Raw genomic sequence first — 19,558 nt, 5'->3', positions numbered from 1 at the left:
ACGTCATGCCCTTCGTGCTTCTGCGGGCTGCAGGGGCTGATCGCAGCGAGCCTCGATGTCCGGATGGCTCGCTGAAGCGAAGTCTTGGAACAAGGACCCGTTGTCATGGTCGCTACTTCCCCCAGCCGCTCGGCCGACTCGTCACAGACGCTGAAGCTTTATGGTGCCGTCAGAGAGGCGAGCCGCGGTCTCGGCGCGCCTCTGTCGGATGCCGACGCGACCGTGCAATCGATGCCGGACGCAAGTCCCGCCAAATGGCATCTCGCGCATACGACCTGGTTCTTCGAGACCATGGTGCTCGCGCCGAACGTTCCGGGCTACCGGGTGTTCGACGAAAGCTTCAATTTCCTCTTCAACTCCTATTACGAGACGATCGGCGAGCGGCATCCTCGTCCGATGCGCGGCATGATCACGCGGCCGTCGCTGGATGCGGTGTTCGCCTATCGCGACCATGTCGATGATGCCGTCGTGGCTTTGTTGAATGCCAGCCCGTCGTCGGCAGTGGCCGAACTGGTGGAACTCGGCTGCCATCACGAACAGCAGCATCAGGAACTGCTCCTGACCGATATCCTGCACCTGTTCGCGCAAAACCCGATGCGGCCCGCCTACAAGGATCCGGAGCCGCTCGGCGTTGGAAACGGCGAGCCCGACCCGGCGCGCTATCGTAGCTACGAGGGCGGCATCGTCGAGATTGGCCATGACGGGGACGGCTTTGCCTTCGACTGCGAGGGGCTGCGGCACCGCGCGCTGATCGAGCCCTTCCGGCTGGCCGACCGGCTGGTTACCAACGGCGAGTGGATGGAGTTCATCGCCGATGGCGGCTACCGCGATCCGCTGTTGTGGCTTTCGGCCGGGTGGGCGACGATCCTGGCGCAAAAATGGTCGATGCCGCTCTACTGGAACGAGCGGGATGGTGAGTATTGGACGATGACGCTGCGCGGCGCGCAGCCGGTCGACCGATCGGCGCCGGTCACCCATGTCAGCTATTTCGAGGCCGACGCCTTCGCGACGTGGGCCGGGCGGCGCCTGCCCAGCGAAACGGAGTGGGAGCACGCGGCGAGCGACGTGAAGCTGGAGGCAACTTCGCCGATTCCGGTCGCTTGCGGCCGAAGCCGGCCGCTGCGGCCGGGGAGGGGCTCCGTCAGATGTTCGGCGACGTTTGGGAATGGACGCGCAGCCCGTTCACCCCGTATCCGCGTTTCAAGCCGGCCGAAGGCGCGGTGGGCGAATACAATGGCAAGTTCATGTGCGGCCAGTTCGTCTTGCGCGGCGGTTCCTGCGTGACGCCGGCCAGTCATATCCGCTCGACTTACCGGAATTTCTTCCCGCCAGACGCCCGCTGGCAGTTTTCCGGTCTGCGGCTGGCGGAGGACGTCTGAGATGCTCGATCAGGCCGAGTTGGTCGATCGGCAGCGGGAAGCGTTCCGCGCCGACGTGATCGCGGGGCTGTCGCAGCCGCGCAAGGTGCTGCCCAGCCGCTGGCTCTACGACGACCGCGGCTCGGAGTTGTTCGAGGAGATCACCGGGCTCGACGAATATTATCCGACCCGCACCGAGACCGGGATATTACGCTCGGAAGCGGAGGAGATCGCGGCCTTTTGCGGCTCCCACGTCACGCTGCTCGAATATGGCGCCGGGGCCGGTATCAAGACCGAAATCCTGCTGGAGGCACTTGGCGAGCCGGCGCTTTACGTGCCGATCGATATCTCCGGCGATTTCCTGAGCCAGTCGGCGCGCCGCATCGAAAGCCGCTTTCCGGCTCTTGAGGTGGTGCCGGTGATCGCCGACTTCACCATCGATTTCGATCTGCCGGCGGATGTTCCGAGCGATGGGCTGCGCTGCGGCTTTTTCCCCGGCTCGACGATCGGCAATCTCGACGCCGCCGACACCGATGCGTTTTTGCGGCGGATGCGCCGTCACGCTGGGTCCGGCGGGCGGGCGGTAGTCGGCATAGACTTGAAGAAGGATCTCGGCATTCTCCTTGCCGCCTATGACGACCGAGACGGCGTGACCGCGGCGTTCAACCTCAATCTTCTTGCCCGGATCAACCGGGAGCTGGAGGCCGACTTTCCTCTCGATCGCTTCGTCCACGAGGCGCGCTGGAACGACGAGACCTCGGCGGTGGAGATGCACCTGAAGAGCCTCGACGACCGGACCGTCAGGATCGACGGCCATCGCTTCGATTTCTCCGCCGGTGAAACGATCCACAGCGAAAGTTCGCGCAAATATTCGCTGGAAGGCTTCGCCGCCGTTGCCGCCGCTAGCGCGTGGAGCGTCGATCAAGTGTGGACCGACTCCTGGAAACGCTTCGCGATTGTCGGTCTTGCGCCAAGGGATGCGGATGCCGGTCTGACCCGGATCTCATAGGGCGAGGGAGCAACATGCTGCGACGCTCAACCGCAGGACGCCGGGACGGGTGCAGGGTGGCTTCCATCACCAACGCTTCACCTTGCCGTATACTTCTTGATTCCGTGGCCTTTTGAGGTCACGTCTATGAGGTGGCCGCGCGGCGCTTGAGGCGCCGTGTCGAGCCTGCGAAAGGACATATGATGACAATCCGCCTGCGCCGCTTTTCGATTGCCGCCACGGCTGGATTCGTTCTGGCGGCTACGTCGTTTTTTGCCCCGATCGCGGCCCGGGCGCAGCCGGTCGATCCGGTGCCGGCACCCGACGCCGTCGTGCCGGGGCTTCCTGTTCCCCCGGTGGTCGACGGCGCCGTGCCCAAGACAGATGTCGCGACGCCGCCGCAGACTCCGGGCTCGTCGCCCTTTAAGGGACCGGAATCGGTCGCGGATCTGGCTGAAAAGCTGCTCGACGCGGTGGTCAACATCTCAACGTCGCAGAATGTCGATATGCCCGGGCGGGGCGTGCCGAAGCTGGAGGCGCCCGAGGGCTCGCCGCTGCAGGACTTCTTCGACGATCTCTTGAAGCAGGAAGACGGGGCCGGCGAGCGGCGCCTGCAGTCGCTCGGTTCCGGCTTCGTTGTCGATTCGAGCGGCATCATCATCACCAACAATCATGTCATCGCCGACGCGGACAAGATCACCGTGAATTTTCCCGACGGCACGCAGCTCGAAGCCGAGCTGCTCGGCACCGATCCGAAGACTGACCTTGCGGTGTTGAAGGTCGAGTCGGAAACGCCGCTCACCGCCGTCCAGTTCGGCGATTCGGAAAGTCTGCGGATCGGCGACTGGGTGATGGCGATCGGTAATCCGTTCGGCCTCGGCGGTTCGGTTTCGATCGGCATCGTCTCGGCCCGCGGCCGCAATATCAACGCGGGTCCTTACGACAATTTCATTCAGACGGACGCGGCCATCAATCGCGGCAACTCCGGCGGCCCACTGTTCGACATGCACGGCAATGTCGTCGGCATCAACACCGCCATCATCTCGCCGACCGGCGGCTCGATCGGCATCGGCTTCTCGATTCCGTCGAAGCTCGCAGTCAATGTCATCGACCAGCTGCGCGAGTTCGGCGAGACCCGGCGCGGCTGGCTCGGCATTCGGCTGCAGGCGGTCACCGACGACATCGCCAAGGGGTTGGGCATCGGCAAAGCCAGGGGCGCGGTGGTGATGGGCATCGTTCCCGGCGGCCCTTCCGACAACGGTGTGTTGAAGGTCGGCGACGTCATCGTCAGCTTCGACGGGCGCGAAATCGATACGTCCCGCGATCTGCCGCGCATCGTCGCCGAGACGCCCGTCGGCCAGACGGTTCCGGTCGAGATCCTGCGCAAGGCTGCCGCCGCCGATCCCGCCGAGTCGATGGCGGTCGAGGTCACCCTCGGCCGGCTGGAGGACGGCGAAAAGCTGATGGAAAAGGCCGGGGAATCGACGGGGAGTTCGACGAAACCAAGCGGCGACAAGAATTCCAAGATGGGGAGCGTCGAAATCCTTGGCATGACGCTCACCGATCTGGATGGCCCGCTGCGCGAGCAATATAGCCTGGCCGAGGACGCCAAAGGCGTGGTGATCACCGCGGTCAAGCCGAATTCAGGAGCCGCCGAAAAGGGCATCGAAGCCGGCGTGACGATACGCGAAGTCGCCCAGGAAGAGGTGTCCAGCGCCAAGGAGGTCGCGAGCAAGATCGCCAAGCTGAAAGAGGACGGTCGCAAGAACGCGCTGCTGCTCCTGGCCTCGGCCAATGGCGATTTGCGCTTCGTCGTGGTGCCGATCGACTGAGGCGGTGCCGGGATCTATTGCTGGAACTTGTCCCGCCTGTAGCCCTGAACGAACAGCAGCGACGTCAGGTCGCCGTGGTCGATGCGGTGGGGCGCTTGCGCGGCGACTGCCGGCTTGGCGTGGAGCGCGATGCCTGTGCCGGCGCGCTTGATCATCCCGAGGTCGTTGGCCCCGTCGCCTACCGCGATCGCCTGCTCTGCCCCGACACCGCGTTCTGCGGCGATCGCTTCCAGCGCCGTCACCTTCGCGAGGGCTCCAAGAATGGGCTCTTCGACGTGGCCGGTGAGTTGCCCCGCCTCGGCGCACAGGCGGTTGGCGCGGTTTTCATGAAAGCCGAGGCGCGCGGCGATTGGACCGGTGAATACCGTGAAACCGCCGGAAACCAGGGCTGTATAGGCGCCATTGGCCCGCATGGTCGCGACCAGCGAGGCGCCGCCCGGCGCGAGCGTGATGCGCTCGGAAATCACCTTGGCCACGACCGCCTCCGGCAAGCCGGCAAGCAGGGCAACGCGCTCCCTGAGGGCGGGTTCGAATTCGATCTCGCCGTTCATCGCCCGGGCAGTGATTGCGGCAACGCGGTCCTTGATTCCGACCTCGGCGGCGAGTTCGTCGATGCATTCCTCGCCGATCATCGTCGAATCCATGTCGGCGATCAAAATGTCCTTGCGCCGCTCCGCGCGCTGCTGCACGACGCAGTCGAAGCGGCCGGCGGCGGCAATTTCGGCGACGGTGCGCCGCTGCTCAGGTGAGGGAGCGGCCTCGAAGGCGAGATCGGCTGCGAAATCGGGGTCGAGCCAGTCGGCTGTCTCAGGTCGAACACCGAGCTCACGTGCGATGTCGACAAGGGCGCGAGCCGGCAGGCCGGCCCCGGTCGGTGCGGCGATGAGCGTTGCGACGAACATGATATGGCGATCCGAGATGGCAGAAAAACAGGCGATCCTGATAGCTGGGCCGACCGCCAGCGGCAAGTCGCGCCTGGCGCTCGAACTCGCCGAGCGACATGACGGGGTCATCGTCAATGCCGATTCGATGCAGGTCTATGCGGGGCTCGAAATCCTGACGGCGCGGCCGACTTCGGCCGAGCTCGAGCGGGTTCCGCATCGCCTTTACGGCCATGTGCCCCCCCATGAAACCTACTCGGCTGGAACGTATACACGCCAGGCGGCAGCCGTTCTCGCGGATATCCGCGCGTCCGGACGGATTCCCATTTTTTGCGGCGGAACGGGGCTTTATTTCAAGGCTTTGCTAGGGTTTCTGGATGCCATGCCAGAGGTCGCGCCAGAGCTTCGCGAGACATGGCGGCGGCGGCTGGCGGAAGAGGGTGCGCCAGCGCTGCATCGGCTTTTGTCGGAGCGGGACCGCGTCGCCGCAGCCCGCATAAAGCCGGCGGACGGACAACGGATCGTCAGGGCGCTGGAGGTGGGCGAGGCAGCCGGAACGCCGCTGTCATCCTTGCAGGCGGGAGAGGGCGAGGGGCTGCTCGACAGTGGCAAATGCGTGAAGATCATCCTTGCGCCGGAGCGAAGTCGGCTGCGCGAGACGATCGCGCGGCGCTTCGATGCGATGGTCGCGGCCGGCGCGCTCGCCGAGGTCGCCGCGTTTTTAGCGCTTCCCGGTGCGCTAGCGGGGTCGGCGGCCAAAGCGATCGGCGTCGCCGAATTCGGCGCGGTGCTCGACGGCGGGCTGACCCTCGACTCGGCGACAGCCCGCGCGGTGACACGCACAAGGCAATACGCCAAGCGCCAGGAAACCTGGTTCCGGCATCAGTTCGGTTCCGACTGGGCGCGGTTGGAAGCGCCCGACGCCGATCTAATCTCGTCAATTTGATCGACACGGTTAAGCGGATGGTGAACCTATTGCGCTAGTGATTCGTGGCAGAAAAGAACGGGTTTTTCTTCTGCATGAACATCAGCAAGTCGGAATGGTCGGTCGCATTGTTCCTGTGCACGATCGCCGCCGCGGCAGCGAGTGCCTATGCGGGGCACAGTGTCGCCGCGTCGGCGCTGGCGGAAATCGGTTTGCCAGAGGAACAACGGGTCGAGTCGATCCTCTTCGCGGCGACGTTTTCATGCCTGATCGTCGCTTTGCTGGCCGGATTATTCTGGATCTTGCCGATGGTCCGACAACAGGCCCGCGAGCAAGGCAAGCTGCACTCGCTGGCGGGATTGTTGCGGCAGCGCTCGCAGGATTTCGAACGGGCCGCGCTGACCGACCCGTTGACCGGAATGAACAACCGCCGCTTTTTCGACGAGTCGTTGCGGCAATATCTGCTTGAGTTCGACAGAATTGGACGTCCGTTGGGGCTGATGCTGATCGATCTCGACCACTTCAAGGCGATCAACGACACCCATGGGCATGACGTCGGCGACTTGGTCCTGAAGTCGGTGGCGACCTGCCTGTTCGAGTGCACGCGCTATCATGACATCGTCGCGAGGGTGGGCGGCGAGGAGTTCGCCGTCGTTGCGCCGAACATGAGCGCGATGCAGTTTCAACGCTTCGCCGATCAGATCCGTGAGGCTATCTCGATGTTGACCATCGGGGTCGGCAACGTCAGCCTGCGCATCACCGCGTCGATCGGCTTGGCCGTATCGAACGCCGGCGACGAGAACGCCGCGTTCCTCAAACGTGCCGACATCGCGCTCTACCGAGCCAAACAATCCGGCCGCAATCGGGTCTATGCCCATTCCGGCGGCCTAATTCCGTTTGGCGGGGAACGGATCCGGTCCTATAGCGTATCGTCCTAGTAAAATAAGGCGATGATTATGGCAGACACCCACCAGCTGACCGACGACAACCGCGATTGGCTTCGGCACGCCGCAAGGGCTGGCTATGTGGCGCGGGGAGCGGTGTTTCTCATCATCGGCTACTTCGCGTTTCGCGCCGCGTTCGCCTCCGGCGAGGCGATGGATAGCAAAGATGCGGTCGGACAGATCGCCGGGTCGGCATTCGGTACCATTCTCCTCGGCCTGCTCGTCCTCGCACTTTCCTGCTTTGCCGCCTGGCGGATCGTTCAGGTCGTCTTCGATGTCGACCACCACGGTACCGACACAAAAGGGATGTTCGTCCGGATTGGCCTGATCTTCAGCGCTTTGGCTTATGGTGCGCTTGCCTTTTATGCCGCGAGCCTGCTGATCGGCATGGCGAGTGGCGGCGGCTCAAACGGTCTTGTCGCCAAGGCCTATGAGGCGGGCTACGGCGTCTGGCTCACCTATATCGTTGCCCTCGGTATGGCAGCGGCGGGCGCGGCCCACATCTTCAAGGGCGCCAAAGCCGGCTTTGAAAAGTACATGGAGATTCCCGAGGGAGTCCGCAGCTGGTTGACCCCGGTCTGCCAGTTCGGACTGATGGCCCGAGGCGTCACCTTCCTTGTCCTTGCCGGGCTGTTGTTCAGCGGTGCCGCCTCCTATGCCAGTGGCGATACGCCGGGGCTGGACACGGCGCTGGCGGCGATGGAAGGTTGGTTGTACGGTTGGGCGCTGCTGTCGTTGACCGGGCTTGGCCTGATGGCCTTTGGCATCTACGCGCTGGCCGAGGCGCTGTATCGCCGCATCAATATCGAGGCGGTCGTTTGAGGCCGTCGATCGGCACGGCGTCTCGAGATCGCGACATCTAAGCTTGTTGCAATAGTGCGCGGCCCTTAGTGGTCGCGCACTATTGCGTTGACTGACGGTCCCGATGCGCTTAGCGTCATGTGCGATGAACACGAACGGCATTCTCGTAGTACGAAGGCGCACACGCGCGGCGGTCTAGCGACCGCCCGGCGATAGCCACGTGTGCGCATCCAAAGGGCCCCAGCGGCCCTTTTTTATTGCGCCGATTTCCGGCAAATATCCGGACAGGAAACGGCGCCAGACAAATCCGGCAGACAGCAGACGGAAGATCACGACGATGGAAGCGACAGCGGAAACGCGGGAAATGACGGGCGCCGAAATGGTCGTCCAGGCGCTGAAGGACAATGGCGTCACGGATATCTTCGGTTACCCGGGCGGCGCGGTGCTACCGATCTATGACGAGATCTTCCAGCAGGAGGAGGTTCGCCACATTCTGGTGCGGCACGAGCAGGGCGCCGGTCATGCCGCGGAGGGCTATGCCAGGTCGACCGGCCGACCGGGGGTGATGCTGGTGACCTCCGGGCCCGGTGCGACCAATGCGGTGACGGCGCTGCAGGATGCGCTGATGGATTCGATCCCGCTGGTCTGCATCACCGGCCAGGTGCCGACGACGCTGATCGGCTCCGACGCCTTCCAGGAATGCGACACGGTCGGGATCACGCGGCCCTGCACCAAGCACAACTGGCTGGTCAAGGACGTCAATGACCTGTCCCGCGTGTTGCACGAGGCGTTTCATGTCGCCACCACTGGCCGGCCCGGCCCCGTGGTCGTCGACGTGCCGAAGGACGTCCAGTTCGCGACCGGCACCTATTCGCCGCCGCCGCCGATCCGTCAGCATGAGAGCTACCGGCCGAAGCTCGACGGCGACCGCGACCGGATCGAGGCGGCGGTCGCCATGCTGGCCGCCGCGAAGCGCCCGATGATCTATTCGGGCGGCGGCGTGATCAATTCCGGACCGGAGGCGACGCGGCTGCTGCGGGAGTTCGTCGCGAGCACGGGTTTTCCGATCACCTCGACGCTGATGGGGCTTGGCGCCTATCCCGCGTCCGGCAAGAATTGGCTCGGCATGCTCGGCATGCACGGCACCTACGAGGCGAATCTCGCCATGCATGGCTGCGACGTGATGCTGTGCGTCGGTGCGCGCTTCGACGACCGCATCACCGGGCGCCTCGATGCGTTCTCGCCGAACTCGAAGAAGATCCACATCGACATCGATCCCTCGTCGATCAACAAGAACGTCCATGTCGACCTGCCGATCATAGGCGATGTCGGCCATGTGCTGAAGGACATGGTCGAACTCTGGAAGGCGCGCGGCAAGGCGAGCGAACCTGCGGCGCTGGCGAACTGGTGGGATCAGATCGAGACCTGGCGCGCGCGCGACTGCCTCGCCTACAAGCCGAACAACGACGTCATCATGCCGCAATACGCCGTGCAGCGGCTCTACGCGGCGACCAAGGACCGCGAAACCTACGTGTCGACCGAGGTCGGCCAGCATCAGATGTGGGCGGCGCAGTTCTATGGTTTCGAGGAGCCGAACCATTGGCTTACCTCCGGCGGGCTGGGGACGATGGGCTACGGCCTGCCGGCGGCGATCGGCGCGCAGATCGCCCATCCCGATGCCTTGTCGGTCTGCATCGCCGGTGACGCTTCGGTGCTGATGAACATGCAGGAGATGTCGACGGCGGTTCAGCACCAAGCGAACGTCAAGATTTTCATTCTCAACAACCAGTATATGGGCATGGTCCGCCAGTGGCAGCAGCTCTTGCACGGCAACCGCTTGTCGCACTCCTACACCGAGGCGCTGCCGGATTTCGTCAAGCTGGCGGAAGCCTATGGCGGCCACGGCATTCGCTGCGAGAAGCCGGGCGATCTCGATGACGCGATCGAGGAGATGCTGGCTGTCGACAAGCCGGTGCTGTTCGACTGCCGGGTGGCCAATCTCGCCAACTGTTTCCCGATGATTCCGTCGGGCAAGGCGCATAACGAAATCCTGCTGCCGGACGAGGCAAGCGACGAGGCAGTGGCCAGCGCCATCGACGCCAAGGGCAAGGCGCTAGTGTAGACGCAGCGGCGCCGCGTCGGGGGATTGTCTCGACGGCTTTCGCGCTTCGGCGCGTTTGTACCGCCGCGCCGACGCTTTTCTTTTTCGCGCGCGCCTCTATGGTGCCGCCATCTCCAGAGTACCGAGTTCGACCATGAACAGACCCGTCCAGCCACCCGCTTCGGCCTATTTCATCACTCCCGAAAAGGAGGCGAACGAGGCGCGCACGCTGGCGATCATCGTCGACAACGAACCGGGGGTTCTGGCGCGTGTGATCGGGCTGTTCTCCGGCCGTGGCTACAACATCGAAAGCCTGACGGTCTCGGAAACCGAGCACGAGAAGCATCTGTCGCGCATCACGGTCGTCACCCGCGGCGCGCCGCATGTGATCGAGCAGTTGAAAAGCCAGCTCGACCGGATCGTGCCGGTGCATCGCGTCGTCGATCTCACCCGCGTTGCGGGCGAAGACGGCGAAAGCGCGCCGATCGAGCGCGAGCTGGCGATCGTCAAGGTGGCCGGCAAGGGCGAGGGTCGCGTCGAGGCGCTGCGGCTGGCCGACGTCTTCCGCGCCAAGGTCATCGACTCCTCGATCGAGCATTTCGTCTTCGAGATCACCGGTAGGCCGTCGAAGATCGACAAATTCGTTGCGATCATGGCGCCGCTCGGCCTCGTCGAGGTCTGCCGCACGGGCGTCGCGGCGCTGTCGCGCGGCAAGGCGGGAATGTAGGCCACAAAGCGTTGAGTACAGGCGCTTGGGTCGCGACGACTGTCCCGATCGAGAGGATAGTAAAGCCGACCTGAAGATTGATTGTCATGAACCCCGACGTCTTCCTCGCGCTGCTGGCCTTTGCCTTCGTGGCCTCGATCACGCCCGGGCCGAACAATCTGATGCTGCTGGCGTCGGGCGTGAATTTCGGCTTTTGGCGGACCTTCCCGCACATGTGCGGCATCGCCGGCGGGTTCTGCCTGTTGCTGCTGGCGGTCGGATTTGGGCTCGGCGCGTTGCTGGCAGCTTATCCGCCACTCCATATCGCACTGAAGCTCGCGGGCGGTGCCTACCTCCTGTTTCTGGCCTGGAAGATCGCGACGACCCGCCGAATGAGTGAGGGGAAGGGTGGCGAGCGGCCGATGACCTTTGTCGAGGCGGCGGCGTTCCAGTGGGTCAATCCCAAGGCCTGGGTGATGGCGATCACCGCGATGGCGATCTACACCGATCCCGCGCGACCGTTCCTCTCGGTCGTGCTCGTTGCCGCGGCCTTCACCTTGGTCAACTGGCCGAGCGTGTCGACCTGGGCGGGCTTCGGGGTGATGCTCAAGCGCTTCCTCGCCGATCCAGCGCGGCTGAAATGGTTCAACATCGCGATGGGGGTGCTCCTGGCGCTGACCCTGGTGCGATGCTGTTGTGACCAGGCATATTGCGAGGAAAGCGCGGCAGGCTTAGCTTTAGGCCATGAGCCATTCGCACGACGATGACGCCCACCATCATGGGCATGCCCACGACAATGATCTCGACCCGATGACGGCGCGGGTGAAAGCGCTGGAAACGATCCTGACCCGCAAGGGGCTCGTCGACCGGGACGCGATCGACGCGATCATCGAAACCTACGAGACCAAGGTGGGGCCGCGCAACGGCGCGCGGGTGGTGGCGAAAGCCTGGGCCGATCCACGATTCGAGGCGTGGCTGCGCGAGGATGCGACGGCCGCGATCGCCTCGCTCGGCTTCACCGGCCGGCAGGGCGAGCACATGCGCGCGGTATTCAACACGCAGGCAACGCACAACCTCGTCGTCTGCACGCTTTGCTCCTGCTACCCGTGGGCGGTGCTCGGGCTGCCGCCGGTCTGGTACAAATCGCCGCCCTATCGCTCCCGTGCCGTCATCGACCCTCGTGGGGTGTTGGAGGAGTTCGGTGTAAGCCTCTCGCCGGACGTCAAGATCCGGGTGTGGGATTCGACCGCAGAGATGCGCTATCTCGTCGTGCCGATGCGGCCGGCCGGGACGGACGGACTGGAGGAGAACCAACTGGCCGATCTGGTCACGCGCGACGCGATGATCGGGACGGGGCTCGCCGTCGCGCCGGAATCGATCAGCGGTGCGGGCCAGTGAACGGCCCGCAGGATCTCGGCGGCCAGATGGGGTTCGGCCCGGTCGCCCCAGAGACGAACGAGCCGCTGTTTCACGCCGATTGGGAGAAGCGTGCGCTGGGGTTGACCGTTGCGGCGGGAACGCTCGGCGCCTGGACGATCGACGAAAGCCGCCATGCGCGCGAAAGCCTGCACCCGGCGGATTATTACGGCTCGAGCTATTACGAGATCTGGACCAAGGCGCTTGAAAAGCTGCTGCTGCGCCATGGTTTCGTCACAGAGGACGAACTCGATCGTGGCGAGCCGCTCGTCGATGCGCCGACGCCGAAGCGCGTGGTCTCAGGCGCCGACATGCCGGCGGTGCTAGCCAAGGGCGTTCCGGTCGACCGGCCGGCGATCACGCCAGCCAGATTTGCTGTCGGCGACAGGGTGCGCACCATCGAGATGCATCCCACCGGCCACACGCGGCTGCCGCGCTATGCCCGTGGCCGCGTCGGGCGGGTCGACTCCGTCCACGGCGTCCATGTGTTTCCGGACACCGACGCGCATGGCAAGGGGGAGGCGCCGCAATGGCTCTACACCGTCGCCTTCGACGGTCCGGCGTTGTGGGGCAGGGATGGCGATCCGGGACTGACCGTCTCGATCGACGCCTTCGAAAGTTATCTGGAACCGGTGCCGCACGATGACGAATGACGCTCCCGAGCGTTTCGCCGAGCCATGGCAGGCGGAAGTTCTCGGACTGCAGGTCGCGCTCGTGGAGAACGGCGTTTTCACCGCCGCCGAATGGGCCGAAGCACTCGGGCGAACGCTGCACGCGTCGGACGCGGCCGAGGACGGGTCCGATTACTATCCGCGCTTTCTCGGCGCGCTCGAAGGGTTGCTTGCCGAAAAAGGGCTGACGGGCACCGCAGAGGTCGAGGGGCTGGCCGCCGCCTGGCGCCGCGCCGCGCGGGCGACGCCGCATGGCCAGCCGATCGTGCTGGCAAACGATCCGGAGGGGCGTGGCCGGACGGAATAGGGCGGAGGGGCCGGGCAAAGACGTCGAAAGACGAGAGTGCGCGTCGATTTGTCGTTGCCGTGTCGCCCCGAATCCTGCCATTTGCCCCCATGAAGCTCTCACCCCAGCAGGACGACGCGCTGAAGGCCGTCGCGCAATGGCTGGAAGACGGCGATCAGCCGATCTTCCGCCTGTTCGGCTATGCCGGCACCGGCAAGACGACGCTGGCGCGCCATTTCGCCGAAGGCATCGATGGCTCGGTGCAGTTCGCCGCCTTTACCGGCAAGGCGGCGCAGGTGTTGCGGTCGAAGGGCGCCAAGAGTGCCCGTACGCTGCATTCGCTGATCTACCGACCGCGCGGCGAGGAGACCGTCGCCGACGAGGCGAGCGGGACGTCGCGAGTCTCGCCGACCTTTTCGCTCAATCGCCAGAGCCCGGTCGCCAAGGCCAAGCTGGTCATCGTCGACGAATGCTCCATGGTCGACGAGGCGCTCGGGCGCGATCTGATGTCCTTTGGCACGCCGATCCTCGTGCTCGGCGATCCGGGCCAGCTTCCGCCGGTCTCGGGCGGCGGTTTCTTCACCGAGGCCGAGCCCGACTTTCTATTGACCGAGATCCATCGCCAGGCGCGTGACAATCCGATCATCGAACTCGCCCTGCATGTCCGCGAGGGCAAGGAGCTGATGCATGGCGACTGGGGGGCCGCCAAGATCATCGGCAAGCGCGATGTGGAAACCGACAAGGTGCTCGCCGCCGATCAGGTTCTGGTCGGCACCAACCGGACGCGACGGCGCTACAATGCGCGACTGCGCGAGTTGAAGGGCTTTGAGGGTCCGCTGCCGATGGCCGGCGACAAGCTTGTGTGTCTGCGAAATGATCCGCCGAAGGGGCTGCTCAACGGCTCGCTCTGGCAGGTGATGACCGCCGCGCGCGAGACAGCGAAGCCCGGCGTCAATCTCATCGTCAAGCCGGACGACGACGACATCGACCAGGGCGCGGCGAAGATCCGGCTCTTGAAGGCCGCCTTCGAGGATCCGGACGCCGACATTCCCTGGGCGACCAAGAAGCGCTTCGACGATTTCGACTTCGGCTACGCCCTGACCGTCCACAAGGCGCAGGGCTCGCAATGGAACGACGTCGTCCTGTTCGACGAAAGCTGGGCCTTCAAGGAAACCCGTGAGCGCTGGCTTTACACGGCGATCACCCGCGCGGCGGAGACGCTGACGATCGTCAAGTAAATGGACGCCCGGTCGCGAAGGCGGACGGCCAAGCGACATGAAAAAAGGCCCGTGATCCGGTGATCGCGGGCCTTCTTGCTGATTGGGCTGTCGTCGGGCCGGCTCAGCAGCCCGCCGCTGACAGGAAGGCGCTGCGGTCTTCGACCTTATCGAGCGTGACCACGCAGCCATCGCCGAGATCGATCGCACCGCCGGTTTCCACCTGCTGCCGATCGCCCCCGATCACCTGGAGCGTCGCGCCTGAGTCGCTGACCGCCGAGACGAAGATTTTCTTCTCGCCGAACGTCGCGGTCTGGCCGGTCGTCAGGCCGGATGCCGAACCGGCCGTGTCGCCGCCTGTCGGAGCCGCCGGTTCATCGGCGGCGGGTGTCGTGGCTTCGCCGGTGTCAGCGGCCGGCGCAGCCTCTGCACCGTTGTCCGCTGCATCGGTGGGCTGTTCTTCGGCAGTCGGGGCCGCCGTCTCGGCGTCCGCCGCGGCGGAGGGTTGCGCGCCATCGCTCGCGGCTGCTGCCTGGCCTTCGCTGGAATCGCCGCTCGCGCAACCCTCAGCGGTCAATTGCACCTGACCATTCTCGATACCGGCGACGGTCACCATGCAGCCATTGCCGGCGTCGAGCGCCGAACCGGTCGCGACCGTCTGGCGGCCCTTGCCGGCGACGAAGAGCGAGGCGTCGCTCTCGCCAATGGCCGAAACGAAGACGCGGGTGTCGCCGAAGACGGCCGTGCCGCCCGTCGGCACGCTGGCGGAGTTGCCGTCACCGCTTTGCGAGGCGCTAACGGGTTCGGCCGGCTGCTGGCCTTCCGGCTGGGCTGCTGGAGTAGCGGGCGCCTCAGTGGTCTGCTGCTGCTCTGCCGGCGCTGCTGCCTGGGCGTCAGTCTCCGGAGCCGGCTGTTCACCGCCGGTCGAAGCTGCTTGCTCGCCATCCGTGGGGGCCGTTTCGGTGGCGGCTCGCGCGGCCTGTTGGCCATCGGCGGGAGCTTCCGGCGCCGTTGCCGCCTGCGGCGCACTCTCGGCCGACTGCTCGCACCCTTGCGCGGCGAGGTAGGCCGCGCCGGCAGTAACGCCGGCGACGCTGACCTCGCAGGTCTCGCGGACCTTGATTGCCTCGCCCGTCGCGACCTCCTGGTTTTCGCCATCGCTGACGACCAGGGTCGCGCTGCCGTTTTCGACCGAAATCGCCGTCAGCCGCACAGTGTAGCCTCCGAAGATCGCCGCCTGACCGGGCAGGAGGATGGCGCCGGACGCGCCGATCTGTTCTGCCAGCGCCGCAGGATCGCCGCCGGGTGTCGCCGTCGTGGCGGCCACCTCGGAGGGCGACGGCTGCGGCGTGCCGCTCGCAATCCGCTCTTCGAGGCTCTTCAGTTGGGTCGCAATTTCGTCCAGCTTGGCGGCCGCGCCGCCGGCGGCCTGGCCGGCCTGTTCCTGGACGGCCTGCGTGATCGCGTCGGTGCGGCTCTGCAGTTCGTTCGTCAGCTGGTCGAAGCGCAACCCCAGCGCGTTGACTGCTTCCGTCGCCGCGGTATCGCCAGTGTCGGGGGCCGGTTCGGAGAGGCGAGTGCTCAACGCGTCCACGTTGGTTTGGATTTGACCGATCGGGGCCTTCAGCTCCTCGATTTGCCCCGCCATGGTTTCGCTGGCTTCATCGAAGTCGGGCGCCGCCCACCAGCCGACGATCAGGCCCACAAGGCCTGCGATCAGGATCGGGATAAATCTCGAGCCGCCCATCATGTCCTCCCACAGAACCATCGGCAAAACGCCGAGATTTCAGAATAGGGTCGGGAGCCCCCGGCCTGTCAATGCGAACAAGCGCAGTGGTGTCGCGCTGCACCCGAGCTCGGCGGGGAGGAGGGCACCAGTAGGGACAGCCTTCGTCTTCTATGCTACCGAGCCGGCAATAGAGCGCCAGTGCTTCCATCCGGACGCACAAAGGACGCTCTATCACTTTGGTTGAGCATCGGAATAATCCGAAAACCGGATCCACTTTTCGGTCCGATGCTCTAGCCGCCGAGCGAGACCGCCATGCCGACCGAACTGTCCGTCAATCTCAACGCCGTCGCCATGCTGAGAAACCGGCGCGACCTGCCTTGGCCGAGCGTGACCGCGCTGGGCCGGATCGCGTTGCAGGCAGGCGCGCACGGGCTGACGGTGCATCCGCGTCCCGACCAGCGGCATATCCGCTTTTCCGACCTGCCGGACATTCGCCGGCTGATCGATACGGAATTTCCCGGCGCCGAGTTCAATATCGAGGGCTATCCGACGCCGGAGTTCCTGGAACTCGTTCGCGCGGCGCGGCCGGAGCAGGTGACGCTGGTCCCCGACGATCCTTCCCAGCCGACCTCCGACCATGGCTGGGATTTCGTTGCCGCGGCGGCGTTTCTCAGGCCGATCGTGATGGCGTTGAAGGGCGAGGGCGCCCGGGTCTCGCTGTTCGCCGACCCCGAACCCGAAGCGATGGCGGCCGCCGCCGCAACGGGCTGCGATCGCGTCGAACTCTACACCGGCCCCTATGGCGCGACCCATGACGATCCGGACGCGGCGGCGCGCGAGATCGAGCGTCTCGGGCGTACCGCCGACGCGGCGCTGGCGACCGGTCTCGGAGTCAATGCCGGGCACGATTTGACCGTCGCCAACCTGCCGCCGCTGGTCGCGCGCATCCCCGACCTCGCCGAGGTCTCGATCGGCCACGGATTGACCGCCGACGCTTTGGAATTCGGTATGGCCGAGACCGTGCGCCGGTTTTGTCACGCCTGCGGGCAGGATGCCTGACCCGATGCTCTCGTGACGCAGGGCTTTCACAGGGCCATTGCCGACGTCCTTTCAGCGGGTGCTTGATCCCTGCCGCCATTGCCGCTAAATAGCCGTACCGTACGTTACGGTACGGCTGATGGGCAAGCGAACCACAAGCAGGACGGGTGGCGCGGGTGCAGACGATAGAGGATCTCGACAGCAACACGATGACGGCGCGCCAGCGCGACGTCCTCGATGCGGCGCTCGGCCTCGTCGTGGCGGCGCGGCGTCCCTTGACCATGGCGGCGGTGGCGCGGGCAGCGAGCTGTTCCAAGGAGACGCTCTACAAATGGTTTGGCGACCGTGACGGGCTTTTGACCGCGACCGTCCGCTGGCAGGCGGCCAAGGTGCGCGGCGTTCCGGCCCGAACCGGGCGCGACACGCGCCAGCAGCTTCACTCCGACCTTGCCCAATTCGCACGCGACTGGCTGACGGTAATCTCCGGGCCGACCTCGGTCGCGCTCAACCGGCTCGCGGTCGCAGAAGCCGGCTCCCAGACCGCCGATCTCGGTGCGATCGTTCTGAACAATGGTCCGTTCGCGATGGCCCGGCGGCTGAAGCCGGCGCTGGCGGCCGGGCGCGCGGCCGAAATTCTTGATTTCGACGATGTCGATGCCGCCTTCCGGACCTTCTTCGGTCTGGTCGTGCGCGACGTCCAGATCCGACTTCTGCTCGGCGAACCGCTTGATTTGCGCCCTGCCGATATCGACCGCGACGCCAAGCGCGCCGCGGATCAGTTCTTCGCCCTTTACGGGGCGGACGAGAACCGGCCGATCGTGGCCGGAGACATCAACTAGGAGGACACGACATGCGCGTCTATTACGATCGGGATGCCGATCTCAATCTCATCAAGTCCCGCAAGGTTGCGATCATCGGCTATGGCAGCCAGGGCCGCGCCCATGCGCTCAATCTGAAGGATTCCGGCGCCAAGGACGTCGCCATCGCCCTGCGTCAGGGCTCGGCGACCGCCAAGAAGGCCGAGGCCGACGGCTTCAAGGTGATGACGGTGGCCGAAGCGGCCGGCTGGGCGGACCTGATGATGATGGCCGCGCCGGACGAACTGCAGGCCGACATCTACAAGGACGAGATCGCCGCGAACATTCGCGACGGCGCGGCGATCGCCTTCGCCCACGGCCTCAACGTGCATTTCGGCTTGATCGAGCCGAAGGACACGGTCGACGTGGTGATGATCGCGCCCAAGGGCCCCGGTCATACGGTGCGCGGCGAGTACCAGAAGGGCGGCGGCGTTCCGTGCCTCGTCGCGGTGCATCGCGACGCCTCGGGCAACGCCCTCGATCTGGCGCTGTCCTATGCTTGCGGCGTCGGTGGTGGCCGTTCGGGCATCATCGAGACCAATTTCAAGGAAGAGTGCGAGACCGATCTATTCGGCGAGCAGGTGGTCCTGTGTGGCGGCCTGGTGGAACTGATCCGGGCTGGTTTCGAGACCCTGGTGGAAGCCGGCTATGCGCCGGAAATGGCCTATTTCGAGTGCCTGCACGAGGTCAAGCTGATCGTCGACCTCATCTATGAGGGCGGCATCGCCAACATGAATTACTCGATCTCCAACACCGCCGAGTGGGGCGAATACGTCTCCGGCCCGCGCATCATCACCGCCGAAACCAAGGCCGAGATGAAGCGCGTCCTGAACGACATCCAGACCGGCAAGTTCACCAGCGAATGGATGCAGGAATACCGTTCCGGCATGGCCCGCTTCAAGGGGATCCGCCGCCGCAACGACGATCACCAGATCGAGGAAGTCGGCGAAAAGCTGCGCGGCATGATGCCCTGGATCAAGTCCGGCGCATTGGTCGACAAGGCCCGCAACTAGCTCGACCCGCGCCTATCGCGCCGAATCGAAGATCGGATGGCCGGGCAACGAGGTTGCCCGGCCATCGTCGTTTAGCGTTGCGAGAGGTGTCGTTCCTAGCCGAGCGGCGAACGGCCATGATCGACAATGTCAAAATGTCCCGGCCGGCTTCAGCATTTGCAAAGGACTGTCTGGGATAATTCCGCTTGCAGATTGTCCCGGAGGCCATCATGGCAGCGCTCCCAGAACTCGAACCCGATGGATCGGAACGCCGCGTCGCCCAGCGCATGCGGACGCTCAAACGCGCCAAGGTGATCTTCAACGGCGGCTTCTCGACCTTCGATTGCATCGTGCGCAATCTTTCGGCGACCGGGGCGCTGTTGACCATCGACGAAGCCGCGCACCTGCCGAAGGCGTTCGAAATTCGGGTCGGAGAAGACCAGCACGCCCGTCCCGCTCGCCTGGTCTACCGGCGGGCGATGTTCGCGGGAATCCGCTTTCTCGACATCGCGGATGAGCAGGACGACGACAGGGAGGCGGCCGTCGCGAGTCAGTCGGCGGCGTTGGACGAACTGAACTCGGTTCAACACGAATCGGCGTCGACCCCCGGCATCCGCCGGATCGAGCCCGAAATCCTTCCGCCGGCGCTCTCAAGCCTGTTCGCCTGGTCCAGGACCGATCCCGCGTCGTAGCATCGCGCCATGGCCCCTAGCATTACAGTTGCTCTTTGGATTTGAGATGCGCTTGTCGAGCTGCGGCTTGGTGGGCGCGTCGCCAAGTTGACCAAGCAATGACGTGGGCTGGTCGGATTTGGCG

At 65.1% G+C, this 19,558-nt stretch carries 18 protein-coding genes and 1 pseudogene; 17 read left to right on the top strand and 2 right to left on the bottom strand.

The features are described 5' to 3' along the window. Nucleotides 1-105: 105 nt before the first annotated feature. From egtB to VSX60_RS10615, 3 genes and pseudogenes are all read left to right on the top strand, one after another. Nucleotides 106-1,379 (top strand): annotated as a pseudogene (gene egtB, locus VSX60_RS10625) (ergothioneine biosynthesis protein EgtB). Between the two features lies 1 nt (nt 1,380). Then, nucleotides 1,381-2,367 (top strand): L-histidine N(alpha)-methyltransferase, encoded by a 987-nt coding sequence (egtD, locus tag VSX60_RS10620; RefSeq protein ID WP_327624142.1) that lies wholly within the window; start codon nt 1,381-1,383, stop codon nt 2,365-2,367. A 182-nt stretch (nt 2,368-2,549) separates the two neighbouring features. After that, nucleotides 2,550-4,178: a Do family serine endopeptidase gene (locus tag VSX60_RS10615; protein ID WP_327624141.1), complete on the top strand. Its 1,629-nt coding sequence runs from the start codon at nt 2,550-2,552 to the stop codon at nt 4,176-4,178. Between the two features lie 14 nt (nt 4,179-4,192). Here VSX60_RS10615 and serB read toward each other — a convergent pair whose 3' ends face one another. After that, nucleotides 4,193-5,083: a phosphoserine phosphatase SerB gene (serB, locus tag VSX60_RS10610; protein ID WP_442873084.1), complete on the bottom strand. Its 891-nt coding sequence runs from the start codon at nt 5,081-5,083 to the stop codon at nt 4,193-4,195. Nucleotides 5,084-5,096: 13 nt separating this feature from the next. Between serB and miaA the strand changes: the two genes are divergently transcribed. The 10 genes from miaA to VSX60_RS10560 all read left to right on the top strand — a co-directional run bounded on the left by miaA (nt 5,097) and on the right by VSX60_RS10560 (nt 14,147). Continuing rightward, nucleotides 5,097-6,005 carry a tRNA (adenosine(37)-N6)-dimethylallyltransferase MiaA gene (gene miaA, locus VSX60_RS10605; protein WP_327624139.1) on the top strand — a complete coding sequence of 303 codons (909 nt, stop codon included), beginning with the start codon at nt 5,097-5,099 and terminating at the stop codon, nt 6,003-6,005. Between the two features lie 74 nt (nt 6,006-6,079). Beyond that, nucleotides 6,080-6,922 carry a GGDEF domain-containing protein gene (locus VSX60_RS10600; RefSeq protein ID WP_327624138.1) on the top strand — a complete coding sequence of 281 codons (843 nt, stop codon included), beginning with the start codon at nt 6,080-6,082 and terminating at the stop codon, nt 6,920-6,922. Nucleotides 6,923-6,940: 18 nt separating this feature from the next. Continuing rightward, nucleotides 6,941-7,750: a DUF1206 domain-containing protein gene (locus VSX60_RS10595; protein ID WP_327624137.1), complete on the top strand. Its 810-nt coding sequence runs from the start codon at nt 6,941-6,943 to the stop codon at nt 7,748-7,750. A 316-nt stretch (nt 7,751-8,066) separates the two neighbouring features. Continuing rightward, the gene (locus tag VSX60_RS10590; protein ID WP_327624136.1) at nt 8,067-9,851 is read left to right on the top strand and encodes an acetolactate synthase 3 large subunit; all 1,785 of its coding nucleotides are present in this window, start codon (nt 8,067-8,069) and stop codon (nt 9,849-9,851) included. Between the two features lie 133 nt (nt 9,852-9,984). After that, nucleotides 9,985-10,557, top strand: a complete 573-nt coding sequence (ilvN, locus tag VSX60_RS10585; protein WP_327624135.1) for an acetolactate synthase small subunit — start codon at nt 9,985-9,987, stop codon at nt 10,555-10,557. Nucleotides 10,558-10,643: 86 nt separating this feature from the next. Beyond that, entirely contained in the window at nt 10,644-11,303 is a 660-nt protein-coding gene (locus VSX60_RS10580) for a LysE family translocator (protein WP_327624134.1), read from the top strand. Continuing rightward, nucleotides 11,281-11,934 (top strand): nitrile hydratase subunit alpha, encoded by a 654-nt coding sequence (nthA, locus tag VSX60_RS10575; RefSeq protein WP_327624133.1) that lies wholly within the window; start codon nt 11,281-11,283, stop codon nt 11,932-11,934. The genes VSX60_RS10580 and nthA overlap by 23 nt, the downstream gene beginning before the upstream one ends. Continuing rightward, nucleotides 11,931-12,605, top strand: a complete 675-nt coding sequence (nthB, locus tag VSX60_RS10570; RefSeq protein WP_327624132.1) for a nitrile hydratase subunit beta — start codon at nt 11,931-11,933, stop codon at nt 12,603-12,605. The genes nthA and nthB overlap by 4 nt, the downstream gene beginning before the upstream one ends. Beyond that, nucleotides 12,595-12,930: a nitrile hydratase accessory protein gene (locus tag VSX60_RS10565; RefSeq protein WP_327624131.1), complete on the top strand. Its 336-nt coding sequence runs from the start codon at nt 12,595-12,597 to the stop codon at nt 12,928-12,930. Before nthB ends, VSX60_RS10565 begins: the two co-directional genes overlap by 11 nt. An 89-nt stretch (nt 12,931-13,019) precedes the next feature. Beyond that, complete coding sequence (locus VSX60_RS10560) at nt 13,020-14,147, top strand: ATP-dependent DNA helicase (RefSeq protein WP_327624219.1); 1,128 nt, start codon at nt 13,020-13,022, stop codon at nt 14,145-14,147. A 103-nt stretch (nt 14,148-14,250) separates the two neighbouring features. On the opposite strand, the gene VSX60_RS10555 is transcribed toward VSX60_RS10560, so the two are convergent. Further along, the gene (locus VSX60_RS10555; RefSeq protein WP_327624130.1) at nt 14,251-15,873 is read right to left on the bottom strand and encodes a hypothetical protein; all 1,623 of its coding nucleotides are present in this window, start codon (nt 15,871-15,873) and stop codon (nt 14,251-14,253) included. Nucleotides 15,874-16,167: 294 nt separating this feature from the next. On the opposite strand from VSX60_RS10555, the gene VSX60_RS10550 reads away from it, so the two are divergent. The 4 genes from VSX60_RS10550 (at nt 16,168) to VSX60_RS10535 (ending at nt 19,434) form a co-directional block, all read left to right on the top strand. Continuing rightward, the gene (locus VSX60_RS10550) at nt 16,168-16,914 is read left to right on the top strand and encodes a pyridoxine 5'-phosphate synthase (RefSeq protein WP_327624129.1); all 747 of its coding nucleotides are present in this window, start codon (nt 16,168-16,170) and stop codon (nt 16,912-16,914) included. 188 nt (nt 16,915-17,102) lie between these two features. Next, nucleotides 17,103-17,732: a TetR/AcrR family transcriptional regulator C-terminal domain-containing protein gene (locus VSX60_RS10545; protein ID WP_327624218.1), complete on the top strand. Its 630-nt coding sequence runs from the start codon at nt 17,103-17,105 to the stop codon at nt 17,730-17,732. 11 nt (nt 17,733-17,743) lie between these two features. Beyond that, the gene (gene ilvC / locus VSX60_RS10540) at nt 17,744-18,763 is read left to right on the top strand and encodes a ketol-acid reductoisomerase (RefSeq protein ID WP_327624128.1); all 1,020 of its coding nucleotides are present in this window, start codon (nt 17,744-17,746) and stop codon (nt 18,761-18,763) included. Between the two features lie 209 nt (nt 18,764-18,972). Beyond that, entirely contained in the window at nt 18,973-19,434 is a 462-nt protein-coding gene (locus VSX60_RS10535; protein WP_327624127.1) for a PilZ domain-containing protein, read from the top strand. Nucleotides 19,435-19,558 lie beyond the last annotated feature (124 nt).

It is taken from the genome of Aurantimonas sp. A3-2-R12 (genome assembly GCF_036016755.1).
Taxonomy (GTDB): domain Bacteria; phylum Pseudomonadota; class Alphaproteobacteria; order Rhizobiales; family Rhizobiaceae; genus Aurantimonas; species Aurantimonas coralicida_A.
Note: the sequence above shows the minus strand (reverse complement) of the source record. Positions and strands in the feature narration are given on the sequence as shown.